This window comes from Mesorhizobium sp. GW821-FHT07A06 (genome assembly GCF_059419085.1).
Genome location: NZ_JBWKRC010000002.1, coordinates 477,876 through 499,957, shown reverse-complemented (window position 1 = coordinate 499,957; position 22,082 = coordinate 477,876). Strand labels below are relative to the sequence as shown.

19 protein-coding genes are annotated in these 22,082 nt (G+C 64.3%); 10 read left to right on the top strand and 9 right to left on the bottom strand.

What is annotated here, in order from left to right; translation table 11 throughout:
• The first annotated feature begins 264 nt into the window (after positions 1–264).
• Positions 265–3,195: an autotransporter outer membrane beta-barrel domain-containing protein gene (locus AC07SZ_RS07885; protein ID WP_494913896.1), complete on the top strand. Its 2,931-nt coding sequence runs from the start codon at positions 265–267 to the stop codon at positions 3,193–3,195.
• A gap of 203 nt (positions 3,196–3,398) precedes the next feature.
• On the opposite strand, the gene AC07SZ_RS07880 is transcribed toward AC07SZ_RS07885, so the two are convergent.
• Both AC07SZ_RS07880 and AC07SZ_RS07875 read right to left on the bottom strand, forming a co-directional pair.
• Positions 3,399–4,271 (bottom strand): 50S ribosomal protein L11 methyltransferase, encoded by an 873-nt coding sequence (locus tag AC07SZ_RS07880; RefSeq protein WP_494913895.1) that lies wholly within the window; start codon positions 4,269–4,271, stop codon positions 3,399–3,401.
• Between the two features lie 81 nt (positions 4,272–4,352).
• Positions 4,353–4,931: an SCO family protein gene (locus AC07SZ_RS07875; RefSeq protein ID WP_056573228.1), complete on the bottom strand. Its 579-nt coding sequence runs from the start codon at positions 4,929–4,931 to the stop codon at positions 4,353–4,355.
• 189 nt (positions 4,932–5,120) lie between these two features.
• On the opposite strand from AC07SZ_RS07875, the gene AC07SZ_RS07870 reads away from it, so the two are divergent.
• From AC07SZ_RS07870 to AC07SZ_RS07860, 3 genes are all read left to right on the top strand, one after another.
• Positions 5,121–5,624: a CreA family protein gene (locus AC07SZ_RS07870; protein ID WP_494913894.1), complete on the top strand. Its 504-nt coding sequence runs from the start codon at positions 5,121–5,123 to the stop codon at positions 5,622–5,624.
• Positions 5,625–5,710: 86 nt separating this feature from the next.
• Positions 5,711–6,352 carry a DapH/DapD/GlmU-related protein gene (locus AC07SZ_RS07865; protein ID WP_494913893.1) on the top strand — a complete coding sequence of 214 codons (642 nt, stop codon included), beginning with the start codon at positions 5,711–5,713 and terminating at the stop codon, positions 6,350–6,352.
• 353 nt (positions 6,353–6,705) lie between these two features.
• Positions 6,706–7,131 carry a low affinity iron permease family protein gene (locus AC07SZ_RS07860; RefSeq protein ID WP_056573219.1) on the top strand — a complete coding sequence of 142 codons (426 nt, stop codon included), beginning with the start codon at positions 6,706–6,708 and terminating at the stop codon, positions 7,129–7,131.
• Between the two features lie 11 nt (positions 7,132–7,142).
• On the opposite strand, the gene AC07SZ_RS07855 is transcribed toward AC07SZ_RS07860, so the two are convergent.
• On the bottom strand, positions 7,143–8,009 hold the full coding sequence (locus tag AC07SZ_RS07855; protein ID WP_056573217.1) for an SDR family NAD(P)-dependent oxidoreductase: 867 nt from the start codon (positions 8,007–8,009) through the stop codon (positions 7,143–7,145).
• 135 nt (positions 8,010–8,144) lie between these two features.
• Between AC07SZ_RS07855 and AC07SZ_RS07850 the strand changes: the two genes are divergently transcribed.
• The gene (locus tag AC07SZ_RS07850; RefSeq protein WP_023668298.1) at positions 8,145–8,426 is read left to right on the top strand and encodes a hypothetical protein; all 282 of its coding nucleotides are present in this window, start codon (positions 8,145–8,147) and stop codon (positions 8,424–8,426) included.
• Between the two features lie 15 nt (positions 8,427–8,441).
• Here AC07SZ_RS07850 and AC07SZ_RS07845 read toward each other — a convergent pair whose 3' ends face one another.
• Complete coding sequence (locus AC07SZ_RS07845; RefSeq protein ID WP_056573210.1) at positions 8,442–9,017, bottom strand: TMEM175 family protein; 576 nt, start codon at positions 9,015–9,017, stop codon at positions 8,442–8,444.
• 238 nt (positions 9,018–9,255) lie between these two features.
• On the opposite strand from AC07SZ_RS07845, the gene AC07SZ_RS07840 reads away from it, so the two are divergent.
• Complete coding sequence (locus AC07SZ_RS07840) at positions 9,256–9,666, top strand: SH3 domain-containing protein (protein WP_494913892.1); 411 nt, start codon at positions 9,256–9,258, stop codon at positions 9,664–9,666.
• 67 nt (positions 9,667–9,733) lie between these two features.
• On the opposite strand, the gene AC07SZ_RS07835 is transcribed toward AC07SZ_RS07840, so the two are convergent.
• Entirely contained in the window at positions 9,734–11,206 is a 1,473-nt protein-coding gene (locus AC07SZ_RS07835; protein WP_056573207.1) for an MATE family efflux transporter, read from the bottom strand.
• 309 nt (positions 11,207–11,515) lie between these two features.
• Between AC07SZ_RS07835 and AC07SZ_RS07830 the strand changes: the two genes are divergently transcribed.
• Positions 11,516–12,322 (top strand): L,D-transpeptidase, encoded by an 807-nt coding sequence (locus AC07SZ_RS07830; RefSeq protein WP_494913891.1) that lies wholly within the window; start codon positions 11,516–11,518, stop codon positions 12,320–12,322.
• Positions 12,323–12,388: 66 nt separating this feature from the next.
• Here the strand turns inward: AC07SZ_RS07830 and AC07SZ_RS07825 are convergent, their stop codons facing one another.
• Positions 12,389–13,864, bottom strand: coding sequence for an esterase-like activity of phytase family protein (locus AC07SZ_RS07825; protein WP_494913890.1), 1,476 nt, complete (start codon positions 13,862–13,864; stop codon positions 12,389–12,391).
• Between the two features lie 2 nt (positions 13,865–13,866).
• Here AC07SZ_RS07825 and AC07SZ_RS07820 point away from each other — a divergent pair, with 2 nt between their 5' ends.
• The 3 genes from AC07SZ_RS07820 to AC07SZ_RS07810 all read left to right on the top strand — a co-directional run bounded on the left by AC07SZ_RS07820 (position 13,867) and on the right by AC07SZ_RS07810 (position 18,137).
• Positions 13,867–13,995 (top strand): hypothetical protein, encoded by a 129-nt coding sequence (locus tag AC07SZ_RS07820; RefSeq protein ID WP_494913889.1) that lies wholly within the window; start codon positions 13,867–13,869, stop codon positions 13,993–13,995.
• A 164-nt stretch (positions 13,996–14,159) separates the two neighbouring features.
• Positions 14,160–16,571: a GcvT family protein gene (locus AC07SZ_RS07815; RefSeq protein ID WP_494913888.1), complete on the top strand. Its 2,412-nt coding sequence runs from the start codon at positions 14,160–14,162 to the stop codon at positions 16,569–16,571.
• 12 nt (positions 16,572–16,583) lie between these two features.
• Positions 16,584–18,137: a trimethylamine methyltransferase family protein gene (locus AC07SZ_RS07810; RefSeq protein WP_494913887.1), complete on the top strand. Its 1,554-nt coding sequence runs from the start codon at positions 16,584–16,586 to the stop codon at positions 18,135–18,137.
• 88 nt (positions 18,138–18,225) lie between these two features.
• Here AC07SZ_RS07810 and AC07SZ_RS07805 read toward each other — a convergent pair whose 3' ends face one another.
• The 3 genes from AC07SZ_RS07805 to AC07SZ_RS07795 form a co-directional block, all read right to left on the bottom strand.
• Positions 18,226–19,560 carry an ABC transporter ATP-binding protein gene (locus tag AC07SZ_RS07805; protein WP_494913886.1) on the bottom strand — a complete coding sequence of 445 codons (1,335 nt, stop codon included), beginning with the start codon at positions 19,558–19,560 and terminating at the stop codon, positions 18,226–18,228.
• A gap of 25 nt (positions 19,561–19,585) precedes the next feature.
• A complete protein-coding gene (locus tag AC07SZ_RS07800; protein ID WP_494913885.1) occupies positions 19,586–21,340 on the bottom strand; it encodes an ABC transporter permease in 1,755 nt (584 codons plus the stop codon).
• A 148-nt stretch (positions 21,341–21,488) separates the two neighbouring features.
• A complete protein-coding gene (locus AC07SZ_RS07795; RefSeq protein ID WP_494913884.1) occupies positions 21,489–21,740 on the bottom strand; it encodes a hypothetical protein in 252 nt (83 codons plus the stop codon).
• Between the last annotated feature and the right edge of the window lie 342 nt (positions 21,741–22,082).

Here is a 22,082-nt window from a genome sequence, read left to right as displayed (position 1 = left end):
CGCGACGGATTTGCTCTGATTTCTTGTCTGGGCTCCGTGTTGCTTGGTTCCGGTAATCTATACGGCTTACATTCGCTTGTCTCTCGGCAGCGGGTTTCGTAGCGTCGCCACGGGCTTAAAGGGTCGATTCAGCCAATGGATGGTTGGTCGGGGGGATTGTGGATGAGATATTCTGTTTCCGCAGCGCGTGCCAAAGGCGATGGCGAGGTGAATGCGCGGCTTGCGGGCTCGCTTCGGTCGTCCACGTCGCTTCCGGCTCTGCTGATGGCCGGGCTGATTGCGGCCGCTGTAACGCCGATCATGTCAGGTGGCGCCTCGGCCGAGGATTTCGCTCACAACAGCGGCGATTGGGGTTCGGCTGCGAACTGGACTCCCGCAACGGTTCCCGACGGCGTCGAGGCGGTCGCGAACTTCAACCATGATGCGCCGGACCAGGGGCTCGGCTATACCGTTCTCCTGACTGGTGGACCCTATACGGTCGGCACGCTGAACTTGAATGCCACGAGCACCTCCGGCGGTTACCGGTTTTCAAGCGGCGTTTTGAATTTCCAGGCCTCTGGGCAGGCCTCGATCAACGTGCAGACGAACAATTTCATTTCCGACCTGGACGCCGGCGCCAGTTTCAATTTCGTTTCCGACACTGTCGTCACGGTCGATGCCGGTGCTCATTTTACGGCCGATGGAGTGATCTCCGGCGCAAGCCTCACCAAGAGCGGTGACGGCTTGCTGACCTTGAATGGCGCAAACACCTACACTGGCGGCACCAACCTCTATGGTGGTACGCTCAGCCTGGGCAACAATGCGGCGCTTGGGACGGGGGCTGTCTACGCCAACGGCGGCACGACCATCGACATCCAGAACGGCATCACGATCAACAACGACCTGACCATGTATGCCGGCATGAACCTGAATGTCGGCTCGGGGGCAACCGGAACCTATGCCGGTCAGATTTCGGAATTCAGCGATCCAACCGCGATCGTCAAGACCGGCGCCGGCACGCTTGTTTTGACCAACAACGGCAACAGTTTCAGCTCCGGCGCCATCATCGATGAGGGAACGATCCGGGTCACGGCCGATCACGCGCTGGGCACGGGTCCGACCACACTGGATGGCGGCACGTTGCAGGCGGGTGCAAACCTCAACCTTGCGAACGTCTCGATCCTTTTTGGCGCTGCGGGCGGTACCATCGACACGAACGGCTTCGACGTCAACACGACCGCCAGCATGGGGGACAATGATACGCCAAGCGGGACATTCACCAAAACCGGCGCGGGAACGCTGACGGTTGACGGTTACGCCGGCAACAACAATTACGCTACGGCCACCGATGTCGCCCAAGGCACGCTGAAGGCGGCCACGACCAACATCTTCAGCGCGAACAGCGCCTATACGGTGGCAAGCGGCGCAACGCTTGATCTCAACAATTTCAGCCAGGTGATCGGTTCGCTTGCCGGCGCGGGAACGGTTGACGGCGGAACAGGCAAGCTGACGACCGGAGGCAACAATGGCTCGACGGTATTTTCCGGCAACATCACCGGCAGCGGCGGGCTGATCAAGGACGGGACGGGTGCGTTCGAGCTGTCGGGTACGAACGCGTTGTCGGGCGGGACCAAGGTGAAGGCCGGCACCTTGCTGGTCTCAGGTTCGCTGGCCAGTTCTGCCGTTACAGTCGACAGTGGCGCCACGCTTGCCGGCGGCGGCACGGTTGCCTCATTCGATGCTTCCGGTACGGTCGCGCCCGGCAACAATGCGATCGGCACGCTGACCGTCAACGGGACCGCCAAGTTCGAGGCCGGCTCGACCTATGCGGTGGAACTCAATTCGGCTGGTCTTTCGGATCTGATCGACGCATCCGGTGCCGCTACCATTGCCAGTGGCGCCGGCTTGACGGTGACCAATATCGGGCTGAGTGGCCTGGTCGCAGGCACCCGCTACACGGTGCTCCGGGCCGCCAGCGTCAGCGGAGCGTTCACCCTGGTGGGTGATCCACAGGTCTCCGCCTTCGTCAGTTTGAGCACCACATCCGACGCAACCCATGCCTATGTCGACGTCAACCAGACAAAAAGCTTCGGCTCCGCCGGCCTGACGCCGAACCAGATCGCCACCGGCGCGGGGCTGGACGGTGCAGCCAGCAGCGCCTTGGTCAGCGCGGTGCTTGGCTTGCCAAGCGACGCTGCGGCGCAGGCCGCTTTCGACCAGCTTTCGGGCGAGGTCCATGCCTCGGCCAAGGGCATGCTCCTCCAGGACAGCCACTTCCTGCAGGACGCGGTGACGGGGCGCCTGCGTGGTGCCTTTGGCGACAGCGGCAAGACCGCTTCGCTGCCGGTCATGGCCTATGGCGAGGACGGTGTTCAGCCGGTCGCCGCCGACACAGACCGCTTCGCCGTCTGGTCGCAGGGATTCGGCTCCTGGGGCGGTGCCGACGGCGACGGCAATGCGGCCGCCTTCGACCGGTCGACGGGCGGCCTGCTGGTCGGTGCCGACGGCTTGGCCGGCGACTGGCGCATCGGCGTGGTCGGCGGCTACAGCCGCACCAGCTTCAATGCCGACGACAGGGCCTCGTCGGGCGACAGCTACAATTACCATCTTGGCCTCTATGGCGGGACCAATTGGGGCGCCATCGCCTTCCGCACCGGCGCCGCCTACACCTGGCACCGGATCTCGACGTCACGTTCAGTCGCGTTCCAGGGCTTCACCGACGGCCTGTCGGCCGACTACGACGCCGCGACTGCGCAAGCCTTCGGCGAGCTGGCCTACAAGACCGATGCAGGGCCATTTGCCTTCGAGCCCTTCGCCAATCTCGCTTACGCGAACCTGCACACAGACGGCTTCGCGGAGAGCGGCGGCGCCGCGGCGCTGACCAGCGGCAGTTCGTCGTCGGATGCGACCTTCACCACGCTCGGCGTCAGAGCGTCCACCGACATCACCATTGGCGGCGTAGCGGCGACCGCGCGCGGCATGTTCGGCTGGCGCCATGCCTTCGGCGATGTGACACCGCTGTCGACCGTCGCCTTTGCCGGCGGCGACGACTTCACAATCGCCGGTGCGCCGATCGCCAGGGATGCGATGTTGGTCGAAGCCGGCTTCGACGTGCAACTGGCCCGAAACGCGACACTCGGCTTGTCCTATGCCGGCCAGTTCGGGCCGGATGCCTTCGACAACGGCTTCAAGGCCAATTTGGGCATTAAGTTCTAAGCGGCGACCGGGCTTTTTGCTGTTGGGGTGGAACATCCATGCCGTGGCGAAGTTCTGAAAGGCCTGTTTCCCTCACAGGCGTCTGAAGCTGGTAGAAAACAGCATTCAAGGCTCCGCCGACTCCGGTCGGCGGAGTTTTGGCTTTTGGCAACAATTTGGGAAATGGATCTTGCGATTGCAGGCGCTGCGGTGCTCGCCCTGTCTCAATGCTTGAGATGGATCGTCACCCAGCCTTCGCGGTGCAAGGTGCGCACGTGCCTGAAATTCTGGCCGACATAGGCCGAGATGACGGCGTCGCGCTGGCGATCGAGAATGCCTGACAGCACGATCGAGCCGCCGGGCGCGATATGCCTGGCCATTTGCGGCGCCAGCCGCATCAGCGGCCGCGCCAATATGTTGGCGACGATGAGATCGAAGGGAGCACGCTTGCCGAAGATCGGGTGGTGAAAGCCCGGCGCGGTCACCGTTTCGACAAGCGTCTTGACATGGTTGAGCCGCGCATTGGCGGCGGCGACCTTCACCGCCACAGGATCGATGTCGGTGGCGAGCACCGGTATATGCGCCAGCTTGGCGACGGCGATGGCCAGCACCGCGCTTCCGGTGCCGAGGTCGAGCGCATTGCGGGGATGCTCGCGCCGCACCACCTTCTCCAGCATTTCCAGGCAGCCGGCGGTGGTGCCATGGTGGCCGGTGCCGAAGGCGAGGCCTGCCTCGATCTCGATGGCGAGTTCGCCGCTGTGACGCTTTGTGCGATCATGTCCACCGTGGACGAAGAAACGGCCGGCACGCACCGGTTTCAGGCCTTCCAGCGAACGCGCCACCCAGTCGATGTCGGGCAGTGCCTCGCGCTCGACCGGCTTCGACAAAGCGAGGCCGGCAAGAATGTCCTTCACCCGCGCCTCGACGGCGTCGACATCGCCATCGGCGTAGAGCGAGACCTCGTGGATGTCCTTGTCCTCGTCGACTTCGAGCACGGCAATCGGCAAGCCTTCATCCTCGAAGGCTAACTCAAGCGCCGCGAAGACGCGCTCCGCCTCGATCTTTCCGGTGGTGAAATGGAGCCGCGTCTGGGTCATCGGGAGTTTCTTCTTCGAGTTTGATCTTCAACCGGAACCGTTTGTCCGAGAAAACGGGTTTCCACTTTTCGGGATCAAACTCTAGCCCTTCGCGGCAAGACGCTTCAGCTTTTCGACCGCGGTGCTGGCGCTTTCGCCATAGGCGATCGTGCCGGCGAAGTCGCCCTTGCCGTTGAGCAGCAGCACCGAGGCGGTGTGGTCCATCGTATAGTCGCCGTCGCCGGTATCAACCTTCTTCCAGTAGATGCCGAACGACTTTGCCATGGCATGGACCTTGTCCGGGTCGCCTGTGATGCCGGTGATGCGGTCGGAGAAGTTGCTGACATAGGCATTCATCACCGCCGGCGTATCACGCTCCGGGTCGACCGAGACGAAATAGGCGTGCAGGGTCTTGCCGTCGTCGCCGAGCGTCTTCAGCCAGCCGGAGAGCTCGAACAGCGTGGTCGGGCAAACCTCGGGGCAGTGGGTGAAGCCGAAGAAGACGACACTCGGCTGGCCCCTGAATGCCGCCTCGGTTATCGGCGCGCCCTTCTGGTCGACCAGGGTGAAGGGTGCGCCGAACGGTTCGCCGCCATAGTGGCCGCGATACCAGTCGAAGGTCAGCCAGCCGATGCCGGCCGCCATCAGGACGAGAATACCGACCAGGATAGAACGCATCATCAGAAAAGTCCGTCCGCAGAAATCATCGCGCCGGCTCAATGCCGCGCCGGTGCGACAGTCTTAGCGGTTCGGCCCCGCGCAGGCAAAGTGCCGCGTTGCCGCAACCGTGGTGGTGTTGACGCGTTTGCTTGCAAAGCGGCACAACGCGCCCCACCTGACACCGGCAACTCGAACCGCGGGAGACCTCCTTTGCGCAAACTGATTGGGCGAAAAGTGATCGGCGGCGCCTTGGCCGCATGCCTTGCGCTCGGCGCCGGCGGCGCCGTCGCCGAGGAGGTCGGCAAGGTGGGCGTCGACTGGGTCGGCAACGACATCAAGATCGACGCGATCAAGGACCCCAAGGTGGATGGCGTGACCTGCCATGTCGCCTATTTCGACCGCAGCGTCATCGACCGCCTGCACAAGGGCAACTGGTTCGAGGATCCCAGCGATTCCTCGATCTCCTGCCGCCAGACCGGCCCTATTACGATCGGCGACATCGACATGAGCGAGGGTGGCGAGGAGGTGTTCAAGCAAGGCCTCAGCCTGATCTGGAAGAAACAGGTGGTGAACCGCATCTACGACAAGGCCAACGAGACGTTGATCTACCTCTCGCATTCCCGCCAGGTGCAGAACGGCTCGGCGAAAATGTCGGTCACGACAGTGCCGCTCTACGGCCAGAACGTGGTGTGGAGCAAGGGCAAGCCGAACTAGGCGGGGTGGACGTCATTCGTGCTGATTGCCCCTCGGGCAATTGCTCCTGCCTTGCGGGAGCAATTGCTCTGACGTAAAGCCGCCGCATGGACCGTTCCGAAGACCTCGTCCTCAAGGACCCCGAGCCGCGCATCCATCCGACCGCGGAACTCAAGGCATGCAAGCTTGGCCGCTACGCCTCGATCGGCGAGCGGGTGGTGCTGCGCGAAGTGAGCGTCGGCGACTTCTCCTATTTCGAGCGCCATGCCGAGGCGATCTATACGAGCATCGGCAAATTCTGCTCGATCGCCGCCAACAGCCGCATCAATGCGCTGGAACATCCGATCGAGCGGCTGACGCAGCACAAGGTCAGCTATCGGCCGAACGAGTATTTTCGTTGGCTGGGCGTCGATGCCGCGTTCCGCGAGCGGCGGCGAGCGAATGCCGTGACCATCGGCCATGACGTCTGGGTCGGCCACGGCGCGGTGATCATGCCTGGCATCACTGTCGGCAATGGTGCTGTCATCGGAGCCAACGCGGTGGTGACGCAGGACGTACCGTCCTACATGATCGTCGTCGGCGTGCCGGCGAAGCCGCTGCGACGGCGCTTTCCCCCGGCTGTCGCGGCACGGATCGAAGCGCTCGCCTGGTGGGACTGGCCGGTCGAGAAACTCGCCAGGGCGGTTCCCGACATCCAGGCAATGCCGATCGAGGCCTTCCTCGACCGTTGGGAAAACGACGCCGCTTAGAAGAGTCACCGTCTCAAGGAAGCGGCGAACCACTCATGGCGCACAGGCTGCGAAGCAAGTTGCGGGAGGCGGAGTCGACCGTCTGTCAGTGTGCCGGTCGGCGCTTTTCTGGAAACCCCTTCCGCCATGCGGGGGTGGCGCGGCGGAAGGGGCTGGAGTTAAACCGCCGTGAAGCGGAAGGAACAGGCTCTCTGCCTGCATGGTTACCATGACATTAAACCGATAAGGTGTGTTTTCCGTAGAATGCTCCCATTGCGTGCATTCAATTGCGCCTGACGTATTTGTTGCCGGTGGGAACCTGGAACGGTCGTCGGTTGTTTCTCATCGCGGCAGCCATTGAGGGTTCTCGACAGATGGAAAAGCTTTTCACCAAGGTCGCCAACTGGGTCGCCCACATAGCCGGCCTACCGCTGACCTTCGCCGCCTGTGGCCTGATCGTCGTCGTCTGGGCGGCAAGCGGGCCGTTCTTCGGCTTCTCGGACACCTGGCAATTGGTGATCAACACCGGCACGACCATCATCACCTTCCTGATGGTGTTTCTCATCCAGAACACCCAGAACCGCGACGGCGCGGCGATCCAGGCCAAGCTCGATGAACTGATCCGCGTCAGCGAGGGCCACAACCGCTTCATCGGCATCGAGCACCTGACGGAATCCGAGGTCGAGGAGATCCGCGACAAATGCGAACGGGCGGCGCGACGGCATGACGAAAAGATCGCCGCCATGGCCGCGAAGAAGGCCGTGGCGCAAAAACGAGCTCCGAAGAAGCGTGCGGCCTGAGGACGTGAAGATCAGTTTTTCATGAAGGCCGCGAAGGCATCCTTGTGGTCCGGGTGCCAGCGCGACAAGGCGGGGCGGTTTTCGATGATGTCGCCGATCGCCCAGGCCATGCGCTTTTCGTCCACGGGGCGCGCCACGTCATTGTCCGGACACAGGATGTAGAAATCGCCGCTGACCAGCGATTCCAACATGAAATCAACAACCTGCTCGCCGGTCCAGGCACCGGCCGGTTTTTCCGTAGCACCCTCGGTGAGGCCGGTATAGGTGAAGCCGGGGATGAGCAGATGCGCCGACAGGCGGGCACCAGGCTCGTTGCGTAGCGCATGCGCCAGGCCTTCGGTGAATGTCTTCACGCCTGCCTTGGAGACATTGTAGGCAAGGTTGCCGGGCGGCGTGGTGATGCCTTGTTTGGAGCCGGTGTTGAGGATCAGGCCCGGTCTGGCCGATGCCAGCATGCGTGGCGCGAAGGCCTCCACGCCATGCACGACACCCCAGAAATTGATGTCGAGCAGCCGCTTCCACGCATCACGGTTTTCCCAGGGCTTGCCCGGGTTATCGCCGACACCGGCATTGTTCATCAGCAGCGAAATCTCGCCGAAGGCGCCGAATGCCCGGTCGGCGAGACGATCGACCTCATCGGCCTTCGAAACGTCCGATGCAACGGCAAGCACGGCGTCGTCGCCGGCAATGGCCGAGACTGCCCGGGAGGCATCGTCAAGGCGGGTCCCGGCGATGTCCGCGAGCACGATCCTCATGCCCATCAACGCAAGTCGTTTGGCGGCCGCCAGCCCAATGCCGCTCGCGGCGCCGGTGATGACGGCGGTGTTGCCGGGGCTGAGCGCGGGCAGGGCGGTCTGGATTTCGGCGTCGGTGATCATGAGCAACGGGATCCTTTTCTCGATGGCGCAGAACTTAGTGCCGGAACAGGCTTGCGCAAGCCTGCGTCGGCACGTGTCCGGGTTGACCGGGCTGGTCGAGGCTGCGCATGCTATCTTGGTAATGGAGATTTTCTATTGACGGATTGGGTCGCAATTCTGAAGGAACAGACCGCCACCGGCGATCAGATGGGGCGAGAGGTGCCGCAGATGCTGGCCAACCCCGATATCAGCGAAGCCCAGGTGAAGACGCTGTTCTCGGCGTTGGAAAAGCAGGCCGAATTCGTCGAGAAACTGCGTATGGCGCTGGAGAAATTCGGCCATGATTTCTCGATCATCAAGGCAGCCGAACGGCTGGAGGAGCGCTATGCCGACCTTGCCGCTTCGGTGGCGGAAAAGCTAAAGGCGATGCGTAAATAAGGCTGGTTTCCCGCGCTATTTCTCGAGAACGCGCGAAAAGCGCGTGTCCGGCACCAGCCACACCAGGGCGATGGCAACATAGAGGCCCACGCCGATCCACCGGTTGAGGAAGGCAAGCGCGATCGCCGCCAGGTAGCCGGCAAGCGAAAGCCTTCCCTTGCGGTCACTGCCGATTGCCTTGGCGAAGGCGGTATCCGGCCCATGCAGACGGTGCAGGGCGATGACCAGGATGCCGTAGGCGGTCGCACACATTGCAAGATCGAAACCGTAGACCGCGACCGGAACCGTGGCGAAATGGTTCTCGCCCATGAAAGCCGTCGTTACCGGCATCAGGGACAACCAGAACAACAGATGCAGGTTTGCCCACAGCACGCCACCATCGACGCGCTGCACGGTGTGGAACATGTTGTGCAGATTGTTCCAGTAGATGCCGACATTGATGAATGAGAGCACGTAGCACAGGAAGATCGGCAATTGCGGCGCCAGGGCGGAAAAGTCCTCGCCCTCCGGCACCTTGAGGTCCAGCACCATGATGGTGATGATGATGGCCACCACGCCGTCGGTGAATGCCTCGACCCTGCCTTTGCCCATGCTCACCGCCTCCGCCCGCAATGAATTGTCGAAAGACAGTAAACTGTTAGCGGAAGTTTCCGGGCCGATAAACGGCACTCGGGAAATTCCTCAACCATGTCCGGGAAAACTCCCTTGCCGAAGTTGCCGATGTGATGATCGGCCTTGGCCGGTTGTTGACTTTCCCGCTGTTTTCTCTCCCTTTTAATGCAACCCTTGGTCGAGCCGTCGAACGGCCGGGGACCGAATGGAGGGACTGATGAGATTTCGATTTCTGCTTGCGATAGCGACCATTCTGGCCGCCGTCTTCGGAACATCCGCCGCGGCCTTCGCCTACAGCGCCCACACCACGACAAATCTCAACGTGCGTAGCGGGCCCGGCGCCGGATACGCCAGGGTCGGGACGTTGCCGGCTGGCTTCAGGGTCGACGTGGCCGGCTGCCAGCCGGGTTGGTGCCGGATCCATGGCGGTGGTGTCAGCGGCTGGGCCAGTTCCGGTTATCTTTCGCGCGCCCATGTCGTTCGTCCGCCGATCGTCATCGTTCGTCCGCCGCATCATCGGCCGCCGCACTGGCACAAGCCGCCCCATCACCGTCCTCCGCACCATCGCCCGCCGCACAAGCCGCGGCCCGGCAAGTGCAAGATCGCGCCCGGCTTTCCCTGCAAATAGGGCAGATCTCGAATGCCGTAACGAAAAAGGGCTGCGTCATCCGCGGCCCTTTTTTCCTTGTCGGTGATCAGCCGTTCGGCGTTTCAGGCGCCATGTTCGCGCGCTCACGCGGCACGCCAAGCCCGGTATCCGGCGGCTCGCCGGCGGCCGGCCTGTCCTCGATCATGTGCATGGTGCGCCAGCCGCCGAAGCGGTAATAGGCCGCGGCCAGAACCAGCGAGGTGATCGAGCCAGCCGGAAAACTCCACCACAACGCTTCCTCGCCGATCACGCCGCGCATGAAATAGGCAAAGCCGGTGCGTATGACGAGCACCGAGATCACCAGGATGATCAGCGGCGGCATTACCGCACCGGTGGCGCGCACCGTGGCGAACAGCACGATGGTGACGCCGAACAGGATGAACGACCAGGACGCCACGGTGTTGATATGGGCGGCGATATCAATCGCCGCGCTGTCGCTGCTCAGGAACAGGCTGAGGATCGAGCGGTCGAAGAGCCACAACAGCGCAACGAGAGCGCCGGTCAGGACAAGGTTGAAGCCGACGCCGGAGGCGGCGACGCGGCCGATCCGGTCCCAGCGGCCGGCGCCGACATTCTGCGCCGCCATCGAGGAGACCGCGGCACCGATGGCGAGCGCCGGCATCTGGATGTAGGTCCACAGCTGCGCGGCGATGCCGTAGGCGGCGGCTACTTGCGAGCCGTAGGAATTGACGATGCCCATCACCGTCAGCGCCGCCGCCGAGATGACGATCATCTGCAGCCCCATCGGCACGCCCTTGAAGACGACAATGCGCAGCAAGGCGGGGTCGGGCCACAGCAGCGTGAGATTGGCGCCGGCCAGCCGCAGCGGATGCTTGCGCGCATAGAGCACGACAAGGATGGCGATGACGCTCACGGTCTGACCGATCAGCGTCGAAGTCGCCGATCCGGCGATGCCGAGTTCGGGGAAGGGGCCGATGCCGCGGATCAGCAGGGGGTTGAGCACGATATCGAGCACGACCGCCAGCGCCATGAAGAAGAAGGGCGTACGCGAATCGCCGGCGCCGCGCAGCACGGTCATGACGAAGGACAGAAGGTTCATCATCGGCACGGCGATGAAGATGATGCGCAGATAGGACCGCGCCAGCGGCAAGGCGTCCGCCGGTGTGCCAAGCGTGTTGAGGATGGCGTCGACCCAGATCCAGCCGCATACCGCGAAGACTATGGAAACGAGGAAGAAGAAGGTGGCGCTGGTGCCGACGATGCGGCGCGCCTCGGGCAGATCGCGGGCACCGACCGACTGCGCCACCAGGATGGTCGCCGCCATGCCGATGCCGAACACCGTGCCCAGGATCAGGAACAGGACGAGGTTGGCGTTGGAGGTGGCCGTCAGCGCCGATTCGCCAAGGAAACGGCCGACCCAGACGGCATTGATGGACCCGTTGAGCGACTGCAGCACGTTGGAGCCCAACACCGGCAAGGCAAACAGCAGCAGCGTGCGTGGGATCGGGCCGCTGGTCAGGTCGCCGGTGCGCCGGCGCGTGGGCATTTTTTCGGTCATGGCTGGAGGCTTATCCCAACTCGGTCCGCGATGATTGCCGATTCAACGGCACAGGTCGATGCGGCGTCGGAAAATTCCGCTTGGCGTATCTTGAGCGGTTCACAGCTTCACGAAGCGGCGAACCGCTCAATCGCCCTGTTCGACGCAATTACAAAGGGGGAAAGCGCTATGCGCTCTGCCCGGCAGACCGAACGCATCTTCCTGGACTTGCCTTGGTCCGATCATGTTCTCAAAGCTCCCGGAATGGGTATTGATCCCCAGGCGTGGGATCCGCATATCCTTATCAAATATGGACAAGCCGGGGGGATCATGTCCGATATTCCGCTGTTTTCCGAGCGCCTGAGCCGGCGCGCTTTTCTGGGTGCGTCCGCTTTGAGCGCGGCCTCCATGGCTCTTTCGGCCTGCACCACGACGGATGTGGCGACGCCACCGCCACCGGTGGCCGCGGCGCCGCCCGATGCGGCGTTCGGCGATGCCGCAAGCATGTACGCGGCGCGCACCGATGAGGGTTATCAGCTGCCGGCAATCCCGGTGGCCAGGCTCGATCCGAAGTTCGTGCGCCAGATCGTGGCCGACCCGACCGGAGAGAAACCCGGCACCATCGTCGTCGATGTCTCCGAGCACTTCCTGTATCTGGTGCCTGTATCTGGTGCGCGACGGCGGCAAGGCCATCGCTACGGTGTCAGCCTCGGCAAGGCCGGTTTTGGATGGACCGGCAGCGCGGTGGTGCAGGCGCGGAAGAAGTGGCCGGTGTGGACGCCGCCGCCGGAAATGATCCAGCGCCGGCCGGAACTGGCGAAATACAAGGACGGCATGCCGCCCGGCCCGCAGAGCCCGCTGGGCGCCCGCGCCCTCTATCTCTTCCGCGACGGCAAGGACACGATGTACCGGCTGCATGGCACGCCAGAGTGGGATTCCATCGGGAAGAACGCGTCGCCGGGCTGCGTGCGCTTCATGAACCAGGACATCATCGACCTCTACAGCCGCGTCAACGGCCCCGCACAGGTCTTCGTTCGACCGAACCTGTCGGCTGCCGGCAAGATCATGGCTGTGTCGAGCAGGACGGCAGAGCCGATCGACGCGGGCGTGCCGAAGGACGCGGAGTTCTTGAAATAGGCGTCCTCACGGTCAGCCGTTTGACGTCGTTGAGGCGGGCGCGCTGGGCGCCCGCCTTTTCAGGCGTTACTTCTTGGCGAGGCCGGGAAGCGTGACCTGATAGACCAGGAACATGGTGTCGACATCGGCGCCGTCGTCGGCCTTGTAGGGCGCCCCGACCTGGAAACCGTCCTGGGCAAGGAAGTCGTTGTCATTGGCGACGAACAGGAAATAATCGTCGGGCAGCTTCGGATCGAGCACGCTGGCCAGCGACATCGCTTCCCACTTCTCGGACAGGTTGTTTTGGTCGTTGGGGGCGCCATTGTGCAGGCCGAAGCGGCCAAGCTCGGCATTGTCGTTGATGTCGATGAACGGCGTCAGCTTGGCCGGCGTCACCGACGGGTCGAGTACGCCCTTGGGGGCGAGCGGCTTGTCAGCGGCATCGAAAGGACCGCCGGCAATGTCGGTGGCGGACGAGACATCGACGATGCTGATTTCGCGGTAGAGCGACGTATCGCCCTTCAGGCCCTGGCCGTTGCCGCTGTCGCGCGCCAGCATCAGGAACGCCGTATCCGACAACGCCACGATCTCGCTCTGGGCGGCGACCTTGGTCTTGCCCTTGGCGTCCTTGAACACAGGCAGCGGCACGACATATTCGTGCGCCAGCTTGAGATGGGCGAGGTCGGAGGCGTCATAGACCAGCGCCCGTGTGTTCTGCCGGGTCGAAGCTGAATCGCCACCGTCCTGCCTGGTCGCCGATTGCAGCACGGCGATCAGGAACTTGCCGTCCGGCGTCATCGCCATGCCTTCCAGGCCCTGGTTGTTCTGGCGCCCGGTATCGGGATCCTTCGGATCGGGGTCGGCGGCACCTGGACCGGGATTGTCAGAGGAGAAGTTCGGTGCGCCCTTGCGCATCGGCACCAGGGCCGCCGGCGGCTGGGTCGCCGACATCAGGCGGCCTTGCGCCGAGAACCGGTAGATATTCGGGCCATATTCATCGGAGACGAACATCGAACCGTCGGGCAGCCGCACGACCGCCTCGTTGTCGAGGGCGAGCTTGCCGTTGGTGGCGGCGGGCAGCATCGGCATGTCGCCAGCCGCGGCGCGCACATCCGACAGCGGATCGAGGCCGGTGGCATCAGTGCCCTTGTCGTCGGTGAGCAGCAAGGTGTCGGCAAGCGTTGCCTTCACGCCTGTCTGTTCCTGGCCAGCAGCACCCGGTGCCGCCGGCGTGAACTCGATGCCGATGGTGTTGAGGCGCGGCCGGTAGTCCGTGGTGCCGGCGACGTTGTAACCGCGGTCCGGCAGCAACCAGAGCGAACCCTTGTAGGTGCCCGCGTCATGCGTCCAGCCGGCGACGTCGATCGACATGCCGGAGCCTGAGCCGAACGTCTCGCCGAACTTGTCGCGCTGGGCGGCAGGAATGCGGCCAACGCCCACCAGGCCCTTGTTGACAAAGCTGGTGGCGCCGACGGTCGCGGTGCTGTCGGCGAGCGCCGGCGTCAAGGCGGTGAACAAGGTCAGCGCGACGCCGAGCGCGACGGTTCGGTGCAGGTGTATCATGGATGGACCTCTTGGTGACGGATGTGACGGAGCGGCCGAAGAACGAAAAAAGCTCAAGGAGGCGGCACATCGATGATGCCGCGCGCCGCTCCCCGAAAGCGGTCTACGGCGCGAACATGATGCTTGCGTGACAGCGCGGCACGTATGCCGCCCGCTTGTTCATTGCCCTGCGAGGACGTGCGCTCGGGGCGAGAATTAGATCACCCCGAATCCATTTTGAGTCAGCAGGCGCATCACTAGACACTTATGTACAGCGCGTATATGGTGCGGCTTCTGACAGACCGGGAGGGAAGCCTTGAAGCCGCACTACCGCGCAGTCGTCATCGGGGGTGGGGTGGTCGGCGCCTCGGTGCTCTACCATCTGACGCGGTTCGGCTGGTCCGATGTCGCACTGATCGAGCGCGCCGAATTGACGGCCGGTTCGACCTGGCACGCGGCGGCCGGGTTTCATGCGCTCAATGCCGATCCCAACGTCGCGGCGCTGCAGGATTACACCATCAAGCTCTATCGCGAGATCGAGGCCGAGTCCGGCCAGGACATCGGCCTGCACATGACCGGCGGCGTCAACATCGCCAGCGACCCCCAGCGTTGGGAGTGGCTGAAATCGGCCTGGGCGGTGTTCCAGTCGGTCGGCATCGAAACCGCGCGGCTGGTGACCCCCGAAGAGATCAAGGCGATCTGCCCGATCGTCGATGTCTCCGGCGTGCTCGGCGGCCTGCATGATTCCAACGAAGGCCATCTCGACCCCTACGGCACCACGCATGCCTATGCGGGCGCCGCGAAGAAGCGCGGGGCCGAGGTGATCCTGCGCAACCGTGTCGTCGAATTGAAGTCCCGCGCGGACGGTCGCTGGGACGTCGTCACCGAACAGGGCACCATCGTCGCCGAGCATGTCGTCAACGCCGGCGGGCTCTGGGCCAAGCAGCTCGGACGCATGGCCGGCGTCGACCTGCCGGTGACGCCGATGGAGCACCATTATTTCGTCACCGAGGACATTCCGGAGATCGCGGCACTTGACCGGGAGATCGGCATCGCCGTCGACCTCGACGGCTTCTCCTACCTGCGCCAGGAACGCAAGGGCGTGCTGCTTGGCGTCTACGAGCAGAACCCGAAGCACTGGAACATGGACGGCGCGCCTTGGGACTACGGGATCGAGCTGATCCCGGAAGACATCGACCGGATCAGTCCCGAACTCGCCAAGGCGCATGAGCGCTTTCCCTGCCTGGCGAGCGCCGGCATCCGCAAATGGGTCAACGGCGCCTTCACCTTCACGCCGGACGGCAACCCTATCGTCGGACCGGTGCGCGGCCTGAAAAACTACTGGGTCGCCTGCGGCGTCATGGCCGGCTTCAGCCAGGGCGGCGGCGTCGGCAAATCGCTGGCCGAATGGATGATTTACGGCGAGCCGCAGGCCGACATTTTCGGCATGGACATCGCCCGCTATGGCGCCTTCGCCGCCAATCGCGAATATCTGAAGCAGACGACGCGGCAGTTCTATTCGCGCCGTTTCGTCATGACCTTTCCCAATGAGCGTCTGCCAGCCGGCAGGCCCATGAAACGCCCCGGCGCCTATGACGGCATGAGTGCCGCGGGTTGCGAGTGGACCGCATCGTGGGGGCTGGAGATCCCGGCCTATTTCGCGCCGATGGGGTTTCGCGAAAACACCACGCTCAAGCGGTCCAACGCCTTCGACATCGTCGGCGACGAGGCGCTGCAGGTCCGGCGTGCCGCTGGCCTCGTCGATATCTCGGCCTATTCACGTTATGCGGTGTCCGGCGCGAATGCGGAGGCATGGCTCGACCGGCTGCTGGCATGCAAGCTGCCGAAGGCGGGACAGGCGCGGCTGGCGCCGATGCTCGGGCCGGACGGGCGGCTGAAGGGCGACCTCACGGTAATCAACTGGGGCGGCGACGATTATTGGCTGATGGGTTCCTACTATCTCAGGGAATTCCACATGCGCTGGTTCGAGAGCCAGGCAGGAGAGGGCGTCGCGGTTACCGACATTTCCGACGCAACGGGCGGCTTCCTGCTGACCGGGCCGAATGCGCGGAAAATCCTGGAGCGTACAACACATCAGGACGTCTCCGCCGCCGCACTGCCGTTCATGGCTTGCGGCACGTTCGACATCGGCATGGTGCGGGCGCGGGTTGCCCGCCTCTCTATCGCCGGCGAGCTCGGCTTCGAGATCAGTTGCCCGGTAACCATGCATGCCACGCTGCGCGACACGCTGCTTGCGGCCGGTGAAGATCTTGGCCTGGCCGAGGTCGGCTACTACGCGCTCAATGCGCTCAGGTTGGAGAAAAGCTTCGGCATCTGGTCACGCGAATTCACGCAGGGCTACACGCCAGGCGAGACCGGCCTCGACCGCTTCATCGCCTTCGACAAGGGCGATTTCGTCGGTCGCGAGGCGGCACTGACGGAACGCCAGGCAGGCACCTCGCGGCGGATCGTGACGCTGGAGATCGATGCGCTCGATGCCGACGCCAGCGGCTTCGAGCCGGTCTGGCGCGACGGCCGGCGCGTCGGCTTCGTCACTTCGGGCGGTTTTGGCTACACGATCGGCAAGAGCGTCGCGCTGGCGTTGGTCGACGACGATTTTGCCGAGGAGGGGGCCGCACTTTCGGTGCACATTGTCGGCGTCGAACGACCGGCACGGATTATCGCGGCCTCGCCCTACGATCCCTCGGGCAAGGCGATGCGGCAATGAGGAGGATTTTCGATGGTCGATGACGCGGCACGAGACAGCAGGCGCGAGCGCCGGCGTGGACGCACCGGCGAGGCCGGCAGCGAGAGCAGCCGCCGGCCCAATTACCGGTCGCTGAAGAACCCGTTCCTGCCGCAGCCGGTCTTTTCGGATGACCAGGTGGCTTCGATCCACGACACGGCGCTGCGCGTTCTGGAGGAGCTCGGCATCAAGGTGCTGCTGCCGCAGGCGCGTGACCATTTCGCCAGTGCCGGCGCGCTGGTCGACCCGGATACCGACATGGTACGCATCGGCCGCGACATGGTGGTGGCGGCTCTCGCCTCGGCGCCGAAGTCGATCCATGCCCAAGCCGGCGACCGTTCCCGCGACCTGACGCTGGAACTCGGGTCGATGACCTTCCTGGCCGGGTGCGGCGCGCCCAACGTCACCGATCTCGAACGTGGCCGGCGGCCGGGCACGCTGGCCGATTTCGAGGATCTGCTGCGGCTGGTGCAGCATTTCGACGTATTGCACATGCTAGGCCCCTGCATCGAACCGCAGGATGTCGACAACCGCTTTCGCCACTATGCCGTCAACCGCGCGCAACTGACGCTGTCCGACAAGTTCCCGTTCGTCTTCGCGCGCGGCACGCCGCAGGTCGAGGACGGTTTCGAGATGATCCGGCTGGCGCGTGGCCTGTCGCAGGACGAGTTCCTGGCAAACGCGCATTGCTACACCGTCATCAACACCAACTCGCCGCGCCAGCTCGACATTCCAATGGCGCAAGGCATCATCGATTTCGCCAGGGCCGGCCAGGTCTCCGTCATCACGCCGTTCTGCCTAGCGGGTGCAATGGCGCCGATCACGGTCGCCGGCGCGCTGGCGCTGCAGCATGCCGAGGCGCTGGCGGGCCTGACGCTGGCGCAGATCGTGCGGCCCGGCGCGCCGGTCGTCTACGGCTCCTTCTCCTCCAATGTCGACATGAAATCCGGAGCGCCGGCCTTCGGCACGCCGGAGCATGTCAAGGCAACGCTGGGTGCCGGCCAGCTGGCGCGCTTCACCGGACTGCCCTGGCGGTCCGGCGGCGGCAGTGCCGCCAACATCTCGGACGCGCAGGCAGCACACGAAACGCAGTTCGCGCTGTGGGGCTCGGTGCTGGCCGGAGCGACGATGTGCATCCATGCCGCCGGCTGGCTGGAAGGCGGCTTGAGCGTCTCCTTCGAGAAGATGATCACCGACATCGAGGCGCTGCAGACGGTCGCCGAACTCTGCGCCGCGACGCCGGGCGACGAGGATGCGATCGGCTTCGAGGCGATCGCCGAAGTGCAACCGGGCGGCCATTTCTTCTCGGCTGGCCACACCATGGCGCGCTACCGCACCGCCTTCTACGAACCGCTGGTGGCCGACTGGTCGAACTTCGGCAACTGGACGCAAAGTGGATCGAAGACGGCGAGCGAACGCGCCACCGGGGTCTGGCGGCGCGCGGTTGCCGATTTCGAGCCGCCGGCATCGGCTGCGGCCACATCAGGCGTGCTCGACGAATTCATCGCGCGGCGCACCGAAGAGGGCGGCGCGGCACCGGTTTCGTGAGCGGTAGCCGCGACACCTTTGGGAATTGCGCAAAGCAAGAGAAATGCGCTTTCCCTGGAAAACCGCTTCGCACTTATCCTGGGATTGCTCATGTCGGGTTGTCGAGCGTGAAAAGATCGCTCTCCTCGTCATAGGCAAAATATTCGGCATAGCGAGCCCAGCTGATGACGGCGCGCACCGTCTGGTCGGCATAGCCCTCGGACATGTGGTCCTCCAGTTGGTCGCGGAAGCGGCGGGCTGGCGCCTTGTGGTTGGCGCGTTCGTCGAGCACGCGGCGGATGTGGCCGGCCAGCGGCACATAGGTCGCGAGCTGCTGCGCGAACAATTGCTTTCGCGCGTCGACCTCGCTTTCGGCGAAGCGTTTGCCGGCCAGGGTCAATTGGATGTCGCCCTCGGCCAGTTCGGCAAAGCGCAGCAACTGAAGCGTTTCGGCGATTGGGAACAGGTCATCGATTTCGAGCTGCAGGCTGGCGGCCAGCGGCGGCAGATCGGCATGCCCCTTGTAAGGCGCCGCCGCGACCGCCTCGATCAGGCCCGCGAGCAGGTTGGTCGAAACGCGCGGCAGCACCATGGCGATGCCCGAACCCGGGAAGACGCCGTCGCGGGCAGGGCTGCCCGGCTCCTTCCTGGCGGTCATGCGGGCATAGATGTCCTCGACCAGCGCGCGGAACGCCGGATCCAGCCGGTTGCGCGGCTGCGGTAGGTCGATCCTGAGCTCGGCGACGACGCGGCCCGGATTGGACGAGAAGATCAGCACGCGGTCGCACATCAGCACCGCCTCCTCGATGTTGTGCGTCACCATCAGGATCGACTCGATCGGCATGCGGCCTTCCGACCAGAGGTCGAGCAGGTCGGTGCGCAGCGTCTCGGCCGTCAGCACGTCGAGCGCCGAGAACGGCTCGTCCATCAACAGCACCTTGGGATGCACCACGAGGGCGCGGGCGAGCCCGACGCGCTGGCGCATGCCGCCCGACAGCTCCTTCGGATAGGCGTTCTCGAAACCGTCGAGGCCGATCAGGTCGATGGCCGACAGCGCGCGCTTGCGGCGCACTGCCGGCGAGACGCCCTGTGCCTCGAGCCCGAGTTCGACATTCTGCAGGACCGTCAGCCAGGGAAACAACGCAAAACTCTGAAAGACCATGGCGATGCCGTCCGGCGTGCCGGAGACAGCCTTGCCCTCGAAGGTGATGGCGCCCTGGCTCGGCCGGATCAGGCCGGCGATCGAGCGCAGCAAAGTAGACTTGCCGGACCCGGAGCGGCCAAGCAGGCCGACGATCTCGCCGGAACCCAGCGTCAGCCCGACCTGATCGAGGACGATGAGCTTGCCGGCGCTGCCCTTGTCATAGGTCTGGCAGACGCCATGGACTTCGACGAGCGGCCGGTCCTTGGTGATGACAGCTTGGGTGATGACAGCCTGGTTCATGATCAGTCTCCTGAAAGAGTGGGGGTCAGTCGAGCCGCATGCGGCGTTCGGCGTAGACATAGAGCGGACGCCAGAGGGTGCGGTTGAAGAGGGTGACGAAGAGCGACATCACGGCGATGCCGAGGATGACGCGCGGAAAATCGCCGGCCTCGGTGGCCTTGGCGATGTAGGAGCCGAGCCCGAAGGCTTCGAGCCTGGTGTTGCCCCAGCTTGCCAGTTCGGCGACGATCGAGGCGTTCCACGAACCGCCGGAGGCGGTCAGCGCGCCAGTGATGTAATAGGGGAAAATCCCCGGCAGCATGACGTTCTTCCACCACGACCAGGACCGTATCTTGAAGACCCTGGCTGCCTCCTTGAGATCGGAAGGGAAGGCGCTGGCGCCGGCGATGACGTTGAACAGGATGTACCATTGCGTGCCCAGCACCATCAGCGGCGACAGCCAGATGCTGGGGTTGGCGCCGGTGGCAACGATGGCGATCACCGCGAACGGGAACAGTACGTTGGCGGGGAAGGCGGCGAGGAATTGCGCCAGCGGCTGTACGCGTTCGGCGACCGCCGGCCGCAAGCCGATCCAGACGCCGATCGGCACCCAGATCACGCTGGCCACGGCGATCAGCACGACCACGCGCAGCAAGGTGAGCAGGCCACCGCTGAAGGCTTCGGCCACATCGTTCCAGCCAAGGGTCTGCCTGAGATACAGGACCGTCTCGACCACGCCCCACAGGGCCACAATCAGCACCAGTCCCAGCCAGGCGATGTCGAGCGCGCGCGAGAAGCGGCGCGATGCGGCGGACGCTGCCGGCATGGCACGCTTGCCCAGTCGTAGCAGCATGGCGCGCTGCCAGAGCCATACGATCGGCAATCCCACGGTCTGCAGCAACCGGGCCCGGCGCAGGATATCGTAGACCCAGGAGCGGGGCTTTTCCTGCCCGGCGGTCTGCTCGAAACGGAACTTGTCGGCCCAGGCGACAACGGGCCGGAACAGCAATTGGTCATAGAGCAGGATGAGCACGCCCATGGCCATCACGGCCCAGGCGACGGCCCTGAAATCCTGCTTGTCGATGGCGAGCGCCAGCCATGAGCCGATGCCAGGCAGTTGCACGGTGGTGTTGCCGACGGTGATGGCTTCCGAGGCGACGACGAAGAACCAGCCGCCGGACATCGACATCATCGTGTTCCAGACCAGGCCGGGGGCCGCGAACGGCGCCTCCAGCCGCCAGAACCGCTGCCAGGCCGACAGGCCGAAGCCACGGCTGACCTCGTCGAGGTCGCCCGGCACCGTGCGCAGCGACTGGTAGAACGAGAACGCCATGTTCCAGGCCTGGCTGGTGAAGATGGCGAAGATAGCCGCGCATTCAGCGCCGAGCTGGCTGCCGGGAAACAGGCCCATGAAGAAGGTGACGGTGAAGGTCAGGAAGCCCAGCACCGGCACTGATTGCAGGATGTCGAGCGCGGGAATGATCACCATCTCGGCACGGCGGCTCTTGGCGGCCAGCGTCGCCACGGTGAAGGTGAAGATCAGCGACACGATGATGGCGGCGAACATGCGCAGCGTGGTGCGCAGCGCGTATTCCGGCAGGTTGGCGAGATCGAGCGTCACCGGCGAGGTGGTGAGCAGTGTCGTTGGCGCGCGCATGCCGGCGGCGCCATGCGCCAGAAGCACCAGCAAGGCCACCAGCATGGCGAAGGCGACGGTGTCGTAGATGTTGGGAGCGATGCGTCCACGCGCGAGGGCCGCGGCCTCGCCCAGGGAATTGCGGTTGTGAGGCAGGAAGATCATGACGGGCCTCCGGATGATGGGCCGATTGCGGTATGGGAGAAAGCCCGGATGGTTGCGGGCATGCGAAAGGCTTCGACCGGGAGGCGGTCGCGCCGGGCGCCAGGGCGCGGCCGTCAGCGCGGAGGTTTGGACGGCGTCGAAGAGGGGCTCAGGCGGCGTGCCGTGGCAGGGCCGTTCGACGACTGACGCCCTCTTCGGAAACGGGTTTTTGCTCCTGCGTCCAGCGGCACTCCAGGCGGCCGCTCACCGTGCCGCGTCGCCAGACGCAGACGAGCCGGGTCGGCGGCATGGTGAAGCCGGCCTCGCCTGCCAGGCCGCGCGTTGTTGCAACAGACGGCCGTACAGTTGAAGCGGAGCGCGCGAAGGGGCGCGCGCGGAAGGGAATGACATTGGTGTTCATGGCTCACCTCTCGCGGTCCGGCGGGACGGCAGGGCGAGCCGCAGGCGGGTTATGCCCTGCCGAGGCCCGACCGGCGCCACATGCCGGAAACCAAATCTGTTGATGGGGCCAGTGTCCGGACCGTGCCTGGGGCTGGATCCGGACAGCGACTGGGATAGCTGTCCATAACCTGTTCGATCTCGAGTTGATGCCTCGGTCAGCCGAAGCCACGCCGCCTTACGCCCATGGCTTGCAGCGTGTCAACGCGAGCGCCGGAATCTTAGGTATATGGCTTGATACCAAGGCATAAGGAGGCAGATCCCGTGGAAAGGGACGCGCTGGCAACGCATTGGAAAATAACGG